The organism is Actinomyces acetigenes, assembly GCF_031296635.1.
GTDB lineage: Bacteria > Actinomycetota > Actinomycetes > Actinomycetales > Actinomycetaceae > Actinomyces > Actinomyces acetigenes.
Map to the genome: position 1 here is coordinate 1 of NZ_JASPFC010000051.1, position 13,910 is coordinate 13,910.

Consider the following 13,910-nt stretch of genomic DNA (forward strand, 5'->3'; position numbering starts at 1 on the left):
TAGACGACGAGGTTCTTGACCCGACAACAGGAAAGACGACCGAACTCCCACCGGGTTTCCAGTCGTCAAGTTTTGTCGCCAATGACAACATAGCCGTCTCATGCAGCTCCTCGTACTCGGACGGGAGCAGCACCTGCGCGGGCTGGGACTGGAATGATGGAGAGCCGACTCAGCGCTGGCAGCAGACCTATGAGTTCACGTCGGTCTATCCACTCTGGCACCACGCCGATGGGACACCGACATCAGACTCGATCGCAGTGTCCGTTGAAAGCACCCCCAAAGACTCTTCCAGGATCGGAGTTCTTTCGACGAGGGACGGTTCTCTCCTGACTCTCTCACCGGAGAAGAATGATCAAGGGCGCCCCATCCAGCTGCTTTCCGCTAGGGACGGTTGGGTCACCATCGATCCAGACAGCTCGACTGCATCCACCTTCTCCGAAAATGGGGCACCCGCAGAGTCCTTCACTCTCAAGGGCTCCACTGCGTCCCTCCTCATCAAGGATGGTCAGCAACCCACGCTGTCCCAGTTCAAGGCCGCTTACGAGTCGGGAGACACGAGCTGGGCCGATATCGACCTCACCTGCTCCGATGCCACGCACTGCAGCCTCAACGGGACCCCATTGACGCTGTCCGACGAAGTAGCCATGTGGAACACACCGGCTCGTGCACAGTTCCAGAGCTCCTGGAAACTGAGCTCCGACAAGCGCACGCTCACCATACGCGGCCGCTCCGCCAGCAGTGAGATCGGTGCCGTGTTCATGATTGACACGACATCGAAGACGCCGATGGATCCCCTGCCCATCACATCCCGTGGCGCAGTCATCCCCGTCTGGCGCCAGAACCTCATTGTCGCGATCGACGGCTCCACGTTGGTCGGCTACGCACCGCAGTCCTGAGGACACGATGGTTTCCCACACGGCCCGCTGCTGCATGACAGCTGTCATGCGGCAGCGGTGACAGCGCTCAGTACCGGGAACCGCGGGCCGGCAGGAGCCTGAGGTCATGACCCGAACCACCACAGCCCCCGTCACTCACTCCCCGAGATCCTGTCCTCAGATCGGGCACACAGCTCCAGCCCCCGCGATTGACTCCCGTGGCCTGCGCAAGACATTCGGCAGCCTCGTCGCCGTCGACGGCCTTGACCTGACCATCCGGCCCGGAGAGGTCGTCGCCTTCCTGGGCCCCAACGGCGCGGGCAAGTCCACCACCCTCGACATGATCCTGGGGCTGACCCGCCCCGACGCCGGGACGATCGAGCTTCTCGGAACCTCCCCCAACCAGGCGGTCCAGGCAGGTCGCGTTGGTGTCATCTTCCAGGACGGCGGTCTGCTGGACGACTTCACCGTCGGGGAGACCCTGCGAGTCGTGGCCTCGATGGGCCCCCGGCACGGCGACGGAGTCTCGCACGCCTCCAGGCTCGACGACGTCGTCAACCAGGCGCATCTTGGCCGGCTCCTCACCCGCAGAGTGAGCCGCTGCTCGGGAGGCGAGCGTCAGCGCCTGCGCCTGGCCCTTGCCCTGCTGCCGGACCCCGACCTTCTCATCATGGACGAGCCCACCGCCGGAATGGATGTCAGTGCCCGAATCGCCTTCTGGGAGACGATGCGCACCCAGACCCGCCGCGGCCGTACCGTCCTGTTCGCCACCCACTACCTGGAGGAGGCGGCCTCCTTCGCCGACCGCATCGTCATCATCGCCCATGGCCGCCTGGTCGCCGACGGCAGTGTCGATGAGATCCGAGCCCTGGGCGATGGCGCCCTGGTGACCGTCACCTGGCCCGGGGTCTCCGAGGAAACGCTGGGGCAGCACCTGGCCGACTGTCCCGTGGCCAGCAGCATCGGGCATGCGGTCGTCCACGGTGAGCACGTGGAGCTGCGCACGACTAACTCCGACGCCCTCGCCCGCTGGTTGCTGAGTGCCACCCCCGCCGAGCACCTGGGGATCGGCGCCGCGAGCCTCGACGAGGTCTTCACCGCTCTGACCTCCGGCGGCTCTGATGAGGCAGCCCCGTAGAGGACTGAGCCCACACCCTTCACCCCGACCGCCATCACCACCAGCAATGAGGCCGCATCATGACCGCGACGTCCCAGACACCCTCTGATTCCTCAGCATCCAACTCCCCTGTCGATCCCGACGCGGGCAAGCTCGCAGGCCGATCACCTCGTCCGGGAGGACTCAGGCCCGTACGCCCCCTCCTGACCTACCTTTGGCTCGACCTCTATCGGAGCCTGCGTGAGCCCGCCAACCTCTTCTTCGTTGTCGCCTTCCCTGTGGCGATGTACCTCGTCTTCGGCCGGTTGAACGCCTCCGCCGGGGACTACGGCCCGCATGCTCACGGCAATGTCTCGGCCTCGGTGATGCTTGCGATGGCCTCCTTCAGCGCCTGCCTGGGTGCCACGAGCGCCTCGGCGGCGGCCGCCGTCGAGCAGTCGGCGGGCTGGGGCCGGCAGATGGCGGTCACCTCCCGGGGCCTGCGCGGCTACCTCGTGGTCAAGACCGGCACCGCGGTGGGAACCGCGGCTCTTCCCGTCGTCGTCGTGCTCACCGCTGGGGCACTGACGGACTCGCAGATGGAGGGCTGGGCCTGGGCCACCAGTCCCCTCATCTGCCTGATCGGGGTCCTGCCCTTCGTCCTGTGGGGGCTGGCTGCCGGGATGTGGCTGCCGTCCTCGGCATCGATCGGTATCGCGACCTCCTTGGTCTCCTTGTTCGCCTTCATCGGCAACGCCTTCATGCCCCTGAACCGCACGCTGCTGACGATCAGTCGCTTCACCCCGATGTACGGGTCGACGGCGCTGGCCCGGTGGCCGCTGGGCGAGGGGTGGACCTACGTACCGGATCGGCAGGCGGGCGTTCAGGACCCGCTGTGGATGCCATTGGCTAACCTGGTGGCGTGGACACTCATCTTCGGGCTGCTCGTGATCGGGGCCCGACGCCGGGTGACCGGGCGCCGGTGAGGCCGGCGATGACCATGCCACAGCCCCTGCATGACTCAGCCGACCTGACGGCATCATTGTCTGGATCAGGGCGGTCCCGTTCCCACCCCTGGCGCCTTCATCGCCGTCACGTTGTCTGGGACGCCACGGTGTGGGTGTTCTTCCTGATCGTCCCCATCATCCAGCTTCTCCTCGGTTCCTTCGCCTGGTGGCAGCGTCTGCTGGGGCTGACCGGGGTACTGGGGTTCATCGCCGGCTACGTCTGGGCGTTCTCGACGCCGGACAACCGTGCACCGAGGGTCGGAGTCCCTCCTACTGGCCTCCCGACTCGCATCCTCCTGAGAGAGCTCGCGGTTCAGGCCTTCTTCACCGTACTGACGCTGCCGGCGCTGGGATGGTGGACGGTCTGCTTCTTCCCCTTCTTCTGCTCGTTGCTCCTGTTCTCCACGACGCTGCGCCGGGGCATCCCCACCGTTGTCATAGCGACGGGTCTCCTGGCTGCCGCCTCGCTGTTATGGAACACGCATCCGGAGTCGCACTGGCAGGTACTGGGCATATCGCTCACCGAGGTTCCCATCATCATCGCCCGCATCGCGGTGGAGCTCCAGGAGCGCAGAACATCCGCCGAGCGCGAGCTCGCCCTCGTCTCCCAGCGCGAGGCCCTCGGGCGCGATGTCCACGACATCCTGGGGCACTCCTTGACGGTCCTCACCCTCAAGGCCGAGGTCGCCCGCCGGCTCATCGAGCGTGACCCGGCCGCCGCCTCCCGGGAGCTCGACGAGGTCATCACCCTGGCCCGCAGGGCCCTTACCGACGTGCGCTCCACGGTAACGCGCCTGCGGTCCCCGGACCTGGCCAGCCAGGTGGAGGCCACGCGTACCGCTCTGAGTGCCGCCCAGATCAGCGTGGATATAACCGGCAGCGCCCAGGACATTCCTGAGCGTCAACGAGCCGTACTGGCCTGGGCTCTTCGCGAGGCGACGACCAATGTCGTTCGGCACGCGCAGGCGGCCACCGTGGCAGTGCATCTGGAGCCGGGGCTGCTGCAGGTGAGCGACGACGGTGTCGGCCTGGCCGGTGACAAACCCGGTAACGGGTTGGAGGGCCTGCGCTCCCGTATTGAGCAGGAGGGCGGTTGCCTCACCATGACCAGTCCTCTCACCCGTTGCACCGACTTATCCGGCACCGTCGAGACAGACTCCGTTGACGTGACGTCCGGCGGAACCAGACTGGAGGTGAGGCTGCCGTGAACCCGATCCGCGTGCTCATCGCCGATGACCAGGCCCTCGTGCGTGGAGCGCTGGCGACGCTTCTGGGGCTGGAGAGCGATCTGGAGGTGGTGGCCCAGGTGGGGCGGGGCGACGAGGTCCTCCCCGCAGTGCGTGAGCACGCCGTGGACGTGGCCCTGGTGGACATCGACATGCCGGGGCGCGACGGACTGGCGGCCACTGCGGACGTCGTCGCCTCCGGGGCATCGTGCAGGTGCCTCATCGTGACGACCTTCGGTCGCCCGGGCTACCTCTCACGGGGCATGGAGGCGGGAGCCGCGGGCTTCATCGTCAAGGACACCCCGCCTGAGGCGCTGGCTGAGGCGATCCGCAAGGTCCATGCGGGCCTGCGGGTCATTGACCCCGAACTCGCCCAGGAGTCGGTGCTGCTCGGGCCCAATCCGCTGACCGAGCGGGAGAAGGAGGTTCTGCAGGCTGCGGCCACGGGCGCGGACGCCCGAGAGATCGCCACGCGGCTGCGCCTGGGCGAGGGCACGGTGCGCAACTACCTGTCCTCGGCGATCGCCAAGACCCACGCCCGTAACCGCACCGAGGCGGCCCGCACCGCCGAGACCAACGGCTGGCTGTAAGCGGGGCCTGGCTTCTACAGCCCGAGGTGGCGGCGCAGGTCCTCGGGCAGGGCGCTCATGGCGTCGGCGACGTCGTCGCCCGAGGGCTGCGCACCGGCCTGGGCCTGCGGCTGGCCCTGAGGCATGATCCCGTAGCCGGAGGCACCGCCTTGGCCGCCGCCGAGCCCGAAGGAGGAGCCGGCTGCGGGCGCAGTCCCCTGGCCGCCCTCGATCCTGGCCTGCTTGGCGGCGGCGGCCTCCTTGGCCTGGCGGGCGGCCTTGGCGGGGTTGCCGCTGCGGCCCTTCTTGCCGCCCTTACCGCGCTTGGCCTTGGGGGCCTGGCGGGCCTTGGAGTGCTTGCCCATTCCGGGCAGCGACCCCATGCCGGGCATGGGACCGCCCTCACCGAGTCCGCCCATGCCGCCGGAGGCCATGGCCTCCATCATCTTCTTGGCCTGCTCGAAGCGGTCCACGAGCTCGTTGACGGCCTGGACCGTGGTTCCCGAGCCCTTGGCGATACGGTTGCGGCGAGAGCCGTTGAGGATGGACAGGTCCTTGCGCTCGGCCGGCGTCATGGAGCACACGATCGCCTCGATGCGGTCGACCTCGCGCTCGTCGAAGTTGTCCAGGGCCTCACGCATCTGCCCCATGCCGGGCATCATGCCCAGGAGCTTCTTCATGGAGCCCATCTTGCGGATCTGACGCAGCTGGCCCAGGAAGTCGTCGAGGGTGAAGGTGCCCTTGGCGAGCTTGGCGGCGGCGTCCTCGGCCTCCTGGCGGTCCAGGGTCCGCTCGGCCTGCTCGATGAGGGTGAGCAGGTCACCCATGTCCAGGATGCGCGAGGCCATGCGGTCGGCGTGAAAGCGCTCGAAGTCGGTCAGGCCCTCACCGGTGGAGGAGAACAGGACCGGGGCACCGGTGACGCCGCGCACGGACAGGGCCGCACCGCCGCGGGCGTCGCCGTCGAGCTTGGAGAGGACCACGCCGGTGAAGCCGACGCCGTCGCGAAAGGCGACCGAGGTGTTGACGGCGTCCTGACCGACCATGGCGTCCAGGACGAAGAGGATCTCGTGGGGGGAGACGGCATCGCGGATGCGGATCGCCTGGTCCATCATCTCGGCGTCCACGCCCAGGCGGCCGGCGGTGTCCACGACGACGACGTCGTAGCCGTTGGTGCGCGCGTGCTCGACGCCGGAGCGGGCCACCGCCACCGGGTCGCCCACGCCGTTGCCGGGCTCTGGCGCCCACACGTGCACCCCGGCGCGCTCGGCGACGACGCTCAGCTGGGTCACGGCGTTGGGGCGCTGGAGGTCGGAGGCCACCAGCAGGACGCGCTTGCCCTGGTCGCGCAGCCAGCGTCCGAGCTTTCCGGCCAGGGTGGTCTTACCGGCACCCTGGAGGCCTGCGAGCATGATGATCGTGGGACCGCGGTCGGCCCAGTGGATCTCCCGGGTCTGGCCTCCCAGAACCTCGATGAGCTCCTCGTTGACGATCTTGACGACCTGCTGGCCCGGGTTGAGGGCCTGGGAGCGGGCGGCGTCGACCGCCTTCTCGCGCACCGCTGCGGTGAAGGCGCGCACCACGGGCAGGGCGACGTCGGCCTCCAGGAGGGCGCGGCGGATCTCGGTGACCGTGGCGTTGACATCGGCCTCGGTGAGACGACCCTTGCCGCGCAGCTGGTTGAAGGAGGCGGTGATGCGATCAGAGAGGTTGCCGAACACGCGATGGTCCTTCCTGGCGCCGTGGGGCGCATTGGTCGGGAGACTTCAGGGCGGATGAGGGTGGAGCGTCCATGCCCATGGGGCCCATGGGCCATGGCGCTCACCTCGACTGTGACCCAGGATAGCGGCAAGAAGGGCACGTCCTCTCCCCCGTGCCCGGACCGGGACTGAGCCCACACTCTCCAGCCGGATACGTCCCCCGAGTCATATCCCAGGGACCTGGCTCCCCTCGAGGCCCTCCCCACCTCGAACACAGGTTTTCTCCCGGTATTCCACCGTATTTCGCCGCCTGGTAACCCCTGAGATATGTCATGACCAAGTGATGACCGATGGGCCATGGGCCACCGCCGCTGCAGCGCGAGTCTTGAGCCATGAGCACAGCAACGCCTCGGACCGGCCTGGAGGCCTCCGTCCCGGAAGACCCCCGGACGGACCACAGGGACGCCGTCCGACTGACCGATCTGCACAAGTCCTTCGGAGACGTCACCGCCGTCGACGGTGTCGATCTGACCATCCGCCCCGGCGAGGTCGTCGCCCTCCTGGGCCCCAACGGCGCCGGCAAGACGACGACGATCGACATGATCCTGGGACTGAGCCGCCCCACCAGGGGCGATGCGAGAGTCTTCGGCATGAGCCCGCGCCAGGCGGTCGACCGGGGCCTGGTCGCCGCAGTCATGCAGACCGCAGGCCTCCTGCCCGATATCACCGTGCGTGAGACGGTGCAGCTGACGGCGAGCCTCTTCTCCCATCGCATCGATGCCGAGGAGGCCATGCGTCGCGCCGGCGTCACCGACTTCGCCTCGCGCATCGTCAAGAAGTGCTCCGGGGGCCAGCAGCAGCGCCTGCGTTTCGCCATGGCGCTCGTGAGCGATCCGGCACTGCTCATCCTCGATGAGCCGACCACAGGCATGGACGTCGAGGGGCGCCGCAGCTTCTGGGAGGCCATCCACGCCGACGCCGAGCGCGGGCGCACCATCGTCTTCGCCACGCACTACCTTGAGGAGGCCGACGCCTTCGCCGACCGGATCGTCCTGATGCGTCATGGGCGCATCATCGCCGACGGTACCGCCGCCGAGATCCGCGCCTCCGTGAGCGGCCGCTCCCTGCGAGCCACCCTGACCTGCGCTCCTGAGCGGCTGCGCGGCGCCCTGACCGACCTGCAGACCCGTGGACGGATCCACGACGTCGAGATCCTGGGCAACACGCTCACCCTGACCTCGACCGACACCGATGCCGTTGCCGTCCTTCTCCTCAGCGATCACCTGGCCAAGGACCTGGAGATCACCAGCCGGGGTCTGGAGGACGCCTTCGTGGCCCTGACCAGCGACGGCGCCGCAGATCCCACTCTGGGAGCGTCAGCATGACTCGCACCAGCAGCACCGCCACTCTTTCTCCCACGTCCTCCACTGGAACCGATATGTCTTCTTCTGAGTCCTCCTCCGCCTCATCAGCCGTCAACCACCTCGATCTGTCCTCCCGCACCACGCCCCCTCTGGGCGGGTTGAGCCTTCCCCTGCTGTCCCTCGAGGTGCGCCGGCGCCTGCGCAACCGTCGCTCCGTCATCTTCTCGATCGTTCTACCGGTGGCCTTCTTCCTCATGTTCACCACCACCGACTACTCGGCCACGCCCTACGGCAACGGCAACATCGTGGCGAACATGATGATCGGCATGGCCCTGTACGGCGCGCTCATGACCACCACCGGGGCAGGGGCGGCCGTAAGCACCGAGCGGGCCTCGGGATGGAGCCGCCAGCTGCGCCTGACCCCGCTGAAGCCCATCGCCTACATCACCGCCAAGGCGATCGTGGGGATGCTCATCAGCGCCTTGGCCATCGGCGCCGTCTACGCCTGCGGCCCCGTGCGTCACGCGCAGATGCCTGCCACGGCCTGGATCTCCTCGGCTCTCATCATCTGGCTGGGTTCCCTGGTCTTCGTCGCCTTCGGACTGTTCGTCGGTTACCTCCTTCCCTCGGACAACGCCATGCAGGTGGTCGGCCCGCTCATGGCCCTGCTCGCCTTCCTCGGCGGCATGTTCATCCCGTTGACGCCGGGCTCCACCATGGATCGCATCGGCAGCCTCACCCCCATGTACGGGCTGCACAACCTGGCGCTGTGGCCCATGGGCGCAGAGAGCTTCTCCTGGTGGTGGCTGGTCAACGTGCTGACCTGGCTCGCCGTCTTCCTGGGCGGCGCCGCCTGGAGGATGGGCCGCGACACTGCTCGGGTCTAGAGCTCCAAGAATGAGTACGATCTCGTCCATGACCGCCCGCGCCCTGTCCCCCGACGAGGCGCGGGCGCGCCGCACCCGCGTTGTGGCGGTCGGCTGGGGGATCGTGTGGGCCGCCTCCATGATTCCGGTCGTCAAGGAGGGGCTGGCCCAAGGATCCAACGGTGGGGTCTGGGGCGCTGTCAGCGCCGTTGTCTCCTGCGCATGCCTGTACGCCGCCTGCTCGCTCAGCGTGAGACGGGTGCGCCATGGCCTGACCTGGCCCGGCCACCTGAGTCTGTTGCTCATCGTCGTCGGAGCCCTCACAGCGATCGGGGCTGCCCTCGGCGTGGGGCCTCAAAGCCTGCAGCTAGTGGTGTTCCTGGCCGTCGTCCTAGCCTTCTCCCTGCCCTGGCAGGCGGCCATCGGCCCCATCGCGATCCTCGCTGGCACCCTCTTCCTCGTTCCCAGGATGAGTCCCTCCTGGTCCGCAAGTGAAGGCGCCTGGATCGCTCTACTCGGCGCGGGCGGCGCCTGCGTCTTCGGGCGCTACATCATGGAGCAGCGGAGGGCGGCCCGCGTTCTGGAGCAGCGCACCCACGAGCTGGAGATCAATGAGGAGCGCAACCGCATGGCCCGGGACATGCACGACATCCTGGGGCACTCGCTGACGGTCATCGCCTTGAAGACCGAGCTCGCCACCAGGCTCGTCGATACCGCCCCCGATCAGGCCAGGGCGGAGCTGACCGAGGTTCAGTCCCTGGCACGTTCCGCCTTGGCCGACGTGCGCGCCACCGTCAACAGCTACCGAGAACTGAGCCTGGCCGGCGAGCTGGCCCGGGCCACCAACGTCCTGACCTCGGCCGGTGTCCGCGCCGACCTCCCGCTGACCGTCGAGGTCGTCGACCCCGAGCTGCGCGAGCTCTTCGCCTGGGTGGTGCGCGAGGGCGTGACCAACATTGTGCGCCACGCCCACGCCTCGCACTGCAGGGTGGCGCTGAGCGCCGACTCCATTGAGGTGGCCGACGACGGTATCGGACTGAACTCGACCGGCACCGGCGACGGTCACGGCTTGGAGGGACTGCGCCAGCGCTGTCACGACAATGGTGCCGACCTCACCATCGAGACGCCCTCCAGTGGCAGCGGCACCGTCCTGAGAGTACGCGCCCGCCGTCTATCCTCACCTATGGCGCCCGACGCGAGCCAGTGACCCGGTCGCGCGCATCCCGAACTCCGGCGAGCACTCCTGTCGTCGGCCTTGAGGAACCTTGAGTAACGGAGCTGAGCGATGATCCGAGTGATGCTGGCCGATGACCAGGCCATGGTGCGCGGGGCGCTGGCCGCACTACTCGCCTTGGAGACCGATATCGAGGTCGTCGCCCAGGTCGGCAACGGGGACGACGTCCTGCCCGTCGCGCTCAAGCAGCGGCCCGACGTCGTCCTCATGGACGTTGACATGCCCGGCACCGACGGGCTGAGAGCGACCGCGAGTCTCCTGGAGCGGTTGCCGGCCACAAGGGTCCTCATCGTCACCACCTTTGGGCGCCCCGGATTCTTGCGGCGAGCCATTCAGTCCGGGGCCCACGGCTTCGTCGTCAAGGACGCTCCGGCCACCGAGCTGGCCGAGTCGGTGCGCCGGGTCCATGCCGGGCTGCGCGTCGTCGACCCAGCGCTGGCCGCCGACTCGCTCATCTTCGGGGACTCTCCCTTGACCGCCAGGGAGACCGAGGTGCTTCAGGCCGCCGCCGACGGCGCCACCGTCTCCGAGGTCGCCCGGCGGGTCCATCTCTCGGAGGGAACCACCCGTAACCACCTGTCCCAGGCCATGGCCAAGACCGGTGCGCCCACCCGCGCCGCAGCGGTGCACATCGCCGCCCAGAAGGGGTGGATCATTGAGTAGCGCTGGCTAGGACGAGGACACGGAAGACTCGTTCGACTGGCCCAAATGTCCCCGGCCACCCACTCTCTGGACGAGGCGGGTGACCGGGGGCGTTGCGGCGTGGTTCGCTGGGGCGCGTCGGTTCGCGGGCTCAGCCCAGCAGTGCGTCGACGAAGCCCTCCGGGTCGAAGGGGGCCAGGTCGTCGGCGCCCTCCCCCAGGCCCACGAGCTTGACGGGCACGCCCAGCTCCTTCTGGACGGTGACGACGATGCCGCCCTTGGCGGTGCCGTCAAGCTTGGTGAGCACGATGCCGGTGACGCCCACGGCCTCGGAGAAGACCTGGGCCTGGCGCATGCCGTTCTGGCCGGTGGTGGCGTCCAGGACCAGAAGGATCTCGCCGACCGGGGCGATCTTCTCCATGACGCGCTTGATCTTGCCCAGCTCGTCCATGAGGCCGGCCTTGTTCTGCAGGCGCCCGGCGGTGTCGACGACGACGACGTCCGCCTCCTGGGCGGCGGCCTCGCGGGCGGCGTCGTAGGCGACTGAGGCGGGGTCGGCTCCCTCCTTCTCGGAGCGAACGACGTCAACACCCACGCGCTCGCCCCAGGTGCTCAGCTGCTCGGCCGCCGCGGCACGGAAGGTGTCGGCCGCCCCCAGGACGACGGTCTTGTCCTGAGCCACCAGGACGCGGGCGAGCTTGCCGCAGGTGGTGGTCTTGCCGGTGCCGTTGACCCCCACCATGAGGATGGCCGCCGCGGGCGTCCCCTGGGCCCCTTCGGCCGGTGTGGGACGTTCCAGGTTGAGGGAGCGGTCCAGGGAGGGGTCGACGAGCTTGAGCAGCTCGGCGCGCAGGACGGCGCGGACCGCCTCGGGGTCGGAGGTTCCCAGGACCTTGGCCTGGGTGCGCAGCTCGTCCATGAGTGAGGTGGTCACCTCGATGCCCAGGTCGGAGGTGAGCAGCGTGTCCTCGATCTCCTCCCAGTCCTCCTCGGTGAGGTCTCCTCGGGACAGGACGGACAGGACCGCCTTGCCGAAGCCGCCGGCGCCGGCCAGGCGGGCGCGAAGGCGCTGCATGCGGCCGGAGATGGACTCGGGGGACTCCAGCGTCGCAGCCGGCTCGGCGGCGCCCTCCTCGTCGGCCTCCTCCTCGGTGTCCTCACCCTCAGAGGGCAGGAGATCCTCCACGGACATCGGCTTGTGGGCGCTGATCTCGTCGGAGACCCGGCCCCGCCGTCTACCGGCGTAGAGCCACAGCCCTCCTGCGATGACGATGACCAGGATGATGCCGAGGACGATGAGGATCGGTTCCATGGACCCATCATGCCCGATCACGGGCCCCCTGTGGCGGGGTCGGCCTGCCCGGGTCGCCTCTCGCCCGAGGAAGGCGCGAGGACCCTGGGCATGCGGCGTGGCTACGGCATGAAGAAAACTGCAGCGCGCTCGTGAGCGCGCTGCAGGATGAGGCGTTCTCGTAGCCGCATTACCCGGTGAGCCGTGTCGCTCTTAGACCGAAACAGCTCGGTGACCGTGGGAGTGAGAGAAAGTGCGAGAGGGTATCGGAGGAGCGGCAATCTCCCAGGGCTAGGAATTCATCTAGAAGCAGCGTCACCGCGGCACCGCATAGTCGTGAAAAAAGTGTCCACCGCGGTATTCACGAGGCTACCGCCGCCACTCACCTCTGAGGCTGCGACAGCCCACTGGTTGCCGGCTCATGCACATGAGCGCGACGCCGGGAGCCGGCGGAGCCACGAGTCCTCTCCGCAGCGTCCATCGCCTTTCCGACGACGCCGACCAGGCCTCCGAAGCCCTCGGTCCCGGCGTAGACCGCCGGCCCTTCACGCGTCATGAGGTCGGACAGGCTGACCTCCTGGGGCACCACCTCAACCTCGACGTCCTGCTCCTCCAGGCGCACCTCCTGAGAGTTGCGGACCACGCTGCGAATGCGTGAGGGCCAGGAGCGCACCGGGAAGCGCTCAGCACAAACCATGCCGAGCACAAGCAGACCGGCAACCAGCACGACGACGAGAGGAAGAATCATGACACCCATAGCTAGGATTCTGCCTTGCGAAATACGATCTGACCAGACTTTGCACGCACTTGTCGTCCAATCAACAACCAAACCTGACAACTTCCTGACACAACAATGGTTCGTATCTGAAAACGACGGTCACACTGTCAGCAGTCTATCACATTCTCATCACGCTTCACTCAGGCATCAGGAGTCACAGCCGTCCCGCGGTCGGGCTGGGCCAGCCTCTGCGAGACGGCTTTGGTAACCCCGTCTCGCATCGTGATGCCGTAGAGGGCGTCGGCCACCTCCATGGTCCGTTTCTGGTGGGTGATAATGATGAGCTGGCTGGAGCGCCGCAGCTCGGTGAAAATCTCCAGCAACCGCCCCAGGTTCGTGTCATCCAGGGCCGCCTCGACCTCATCCATGACGTAGAAGGGCGAGGGCCGCGCCTTGAAGATCGCCACCAGCAGGGCCACGGCGGCCAGCGAGCGCTCCCCGCCTGAGAGCAGGGACAGTCGCTTGACCTTCTTGCCGGCGGGGCGCGCCTCGATCTCAATGCCGGTGGCGAGCATGTCATCGGGATCCGTGAGCACCAGCCGCCCCTCCCCGCCGGGGAAGAGCCGATCGAAGACGGCGGCGAACTGACGGGCAGTGTCCTCGTAGGCCTGGGCGAAGACCTCCTGAACCCGCGTGTCGATCTCCTCAACAATACTCAGCAGGTCGTCTCGCGAGCGCTTGAGGTCAGCCAGCTGCTCGGCCAGGAACTGGTGACGCTGTTCCAGGGCCGCATGCTCCTCCAGGGCCAGCGGGTTGACCTTGCCGAGTCGGGCAAGGTCGCGCGAGGCCTTGGCCAGGCGCTTCTCCTGCTCGGAGCGCACGTAGGGACGGCCCGGGTGGCCTGCGCCGCCGACCGATGCCTGAGCAGTGTCCTGGTCCGCGGCGGAGCCGGAGTCAGAGACGGAGGCAGCATCAGCGTCCTCGATGAGCTCGGGAACAAGCATGTGCGGTCCGTACTCCTCCACGAGGGGGTCCAGCTCCAGGCCGAGCTCGTTCATGGCGCGCTCCGCCAGGCCCTCCAGACGCATGCGCTGCTCGGCCCGGGCCACCTCCTCGCGGTGGGCGGCATCGGTGAGGCTGCCCAGCTCCTTGGTCAGCTGGTCGATCTCCTCGCGAACCTCGTTGGTGGCGGCCAGAGCCTGGGAGCGCTCGGCCTCGATGGCCGCACGCTCATCGGTCGCCTGCTGCACACTGATGCGCGCCGTCTCGGCGGCGGCGCGCGCCTGGTCCCGCACGTGCGTGGCGACCGCCAGCTGGGCGCT

The 13,910-nt window shown here is 68.0% G+C and carries 13 protein-coding genes; 9 read left to right on the forward strand and 4 right to left on the reverse strand.

The genetic code is table 11. The annotated features are described in order from the left end of the window. Positions 1-257: 257 nt before the first annotated feature. The 5 genes from RIV14_RS12700 to RIV14_RS12720 all read left to right on the forward strand — a co-directional run bounded on the left by RIV14_RS12700 (position 258) and on the right by RIV14_RS12720 (position 4,794). Positions 258-896, forward strand: coding sequence for a glycoside hydrolase family protein (locus tag RIV14_RS12700; protein ID WP_309325216.1), 639 nt, complete (start codon positions 258-260; stop codon positions 894-896). Between the two features lie 106 nt (positions 897-1,002). Next, positions 1,003-2,013, forward strand: coding sequence for an ABC transporter ATP-binding protein (locus tag RIV14_RS12705; RefSeq protein ID WP_075373359.1), 1,011 nt, complete (start codon positions 1,003-1,005; stop codon positions 2,011-2,013). A 59-nt stretch (positions 2,014-2,072) separates the two neighbouring features. Beyond that, positions 2,073-2,957: a hypothetical protein gene (locus tag RIV14_RS12710; protein WP_075373358.1), complete on the forward strand. Its 885-nt coding sequence runs from the start codon at positions 2,073-2,075 to the stop codon at positions 2,955-2,957. Between the two features lie 134 nt (positions 2,958-3,091). Continuing rightward, the gene (locus RIV14_RS12715) at positions 3,092-4,186 is read left to right on the forward strand and encodes a sensor histidine kinase (protein ID WP_075373357.1); all 1,095 of its coding nucleotides are present in this window, start codon (positions 3,092-3,094) and stop codon (positions 4,184-4,186) included. After that, on the forward strand, positions 4,183-4,794 hold the full coding sequence (locus tag RIV14_RS12720; RefSeq protein ID WP_075373356.1) for a response regulator transcription factor: 612 nt from the start codon (positions 4,183-4,185) through the stop codon (positions 4,792-4,794). Before RIV14_RS12715 ends, RIV14_RS12720 begins: the two co-directional genes overlap by 4 nt. Positions 4,795-4,808: 14 nt before the next feature. On the opposite strand, the gene ffh is transcribed toward RIV14_RS12720, so the two are convergent. Next, the gene (gene ffh / locus RIV14_RS12725; RefSeq protein ID WP_075373355.1) at positions 4,809-6,494 is read right to left on the reverse strand and encodes a signal recognition particle protein; all 1,686 of its coding nucleotides are present in this window, start codon (positions 6,492-6,494) and stop codon (positions 4,809-4,811) included. Positions 6,495-6,865: 371 nt separating this feature from the next. Between ffh and RIV14_RS12730 the strand changes: the two genes are divergently transcribed. From RIV14_RS12730 to RIV14_RS12745, 4 genes are all read left to right on the forward strand, one after another. Beyond that, on the forward strand, positions 6,866-7,858 hold the full coding sequence (locus RIV14_RS12730; RefSeq protein ID WP_075373354.1) for an ABC transporter ATP-binding protein: 993 nt from the start codon (positions 6,866-6,868) through the stop codon (positions 7,856-7,858). A 137-nt stretch (positions 7,859-7,995) separates the two neighbouring features. Beyond that, entirely contained in the window at positions 7,996-8,724 is a 729-nt protein-coding gene (locus tag RIV14_RS12735) for an ABC transporter permease (protein ID WP_428978888.1), read from the forward strand. 10 nt (positions 8,725-8,734) lie between these two features. Next, positions 8,735-9,910 (forward strand): sensor histidine kinase, encoded by a 1,176-nt coding sequence (locus RIV14_RS12740; RefSeq protein ID WP_075373352.1) that lies wholly within the window; start codon positions 8,735-8,737, stop codon positions 9,908-9,910. A 78-nt stretch (positions 9,911-9,988) separates the two neighbouring features. Then, positions 9,989-10,600: a response regulator transcription factor gene (locus RIV14_RS12745; RefSeq protein WP_075373351.1), complete on the forward strand. Its 612-nt coding sequence runs from the start codon at positions 9,989-9,991 to the stop codon at positions 10,598-10,600. Between the two features lie 130 nt (positions 10,601-10,730). On the opposite strand, the gene ftsY is transcribed toward RIV14_RS12745, so the two are convergent. The 3 genes from ftsY to RIV14_RS12760 all read right to left on the reverse strand — a co-directional run. Next, positions 10,731-11,891, reverse strand: coding sequence for a signal recognition particle-docking protein FtsY (gene ftsY / locus RIV14_RS12750; protein WP_075373350.1), 1,161 nt, complete (start codon positions 11,889-11,891; stop codon positions 10,731-10,733). 361 nt (positions 11,892-12,252) lie between these two features. Beyond that, on the reverse strand, positions 12,253-12,627 hold the full coding sequence (locus tag RIV14_RS12755) for a hypothetical protein (protein ID WP_075373349.1): 375 nt from the start codon (positions 12,625-12,627) through the stop codon (positions 12,253-12,255). Positions 12,628-12,788: 161 nt separating this feature from the next. Then, positions 12,789-13,910: AAA family ATPase (locus RIV14_RS12760; protein WP_309325217.1), on the reverse strand; the 1,122-nt coding region annotated here is incomplete at its 5' end.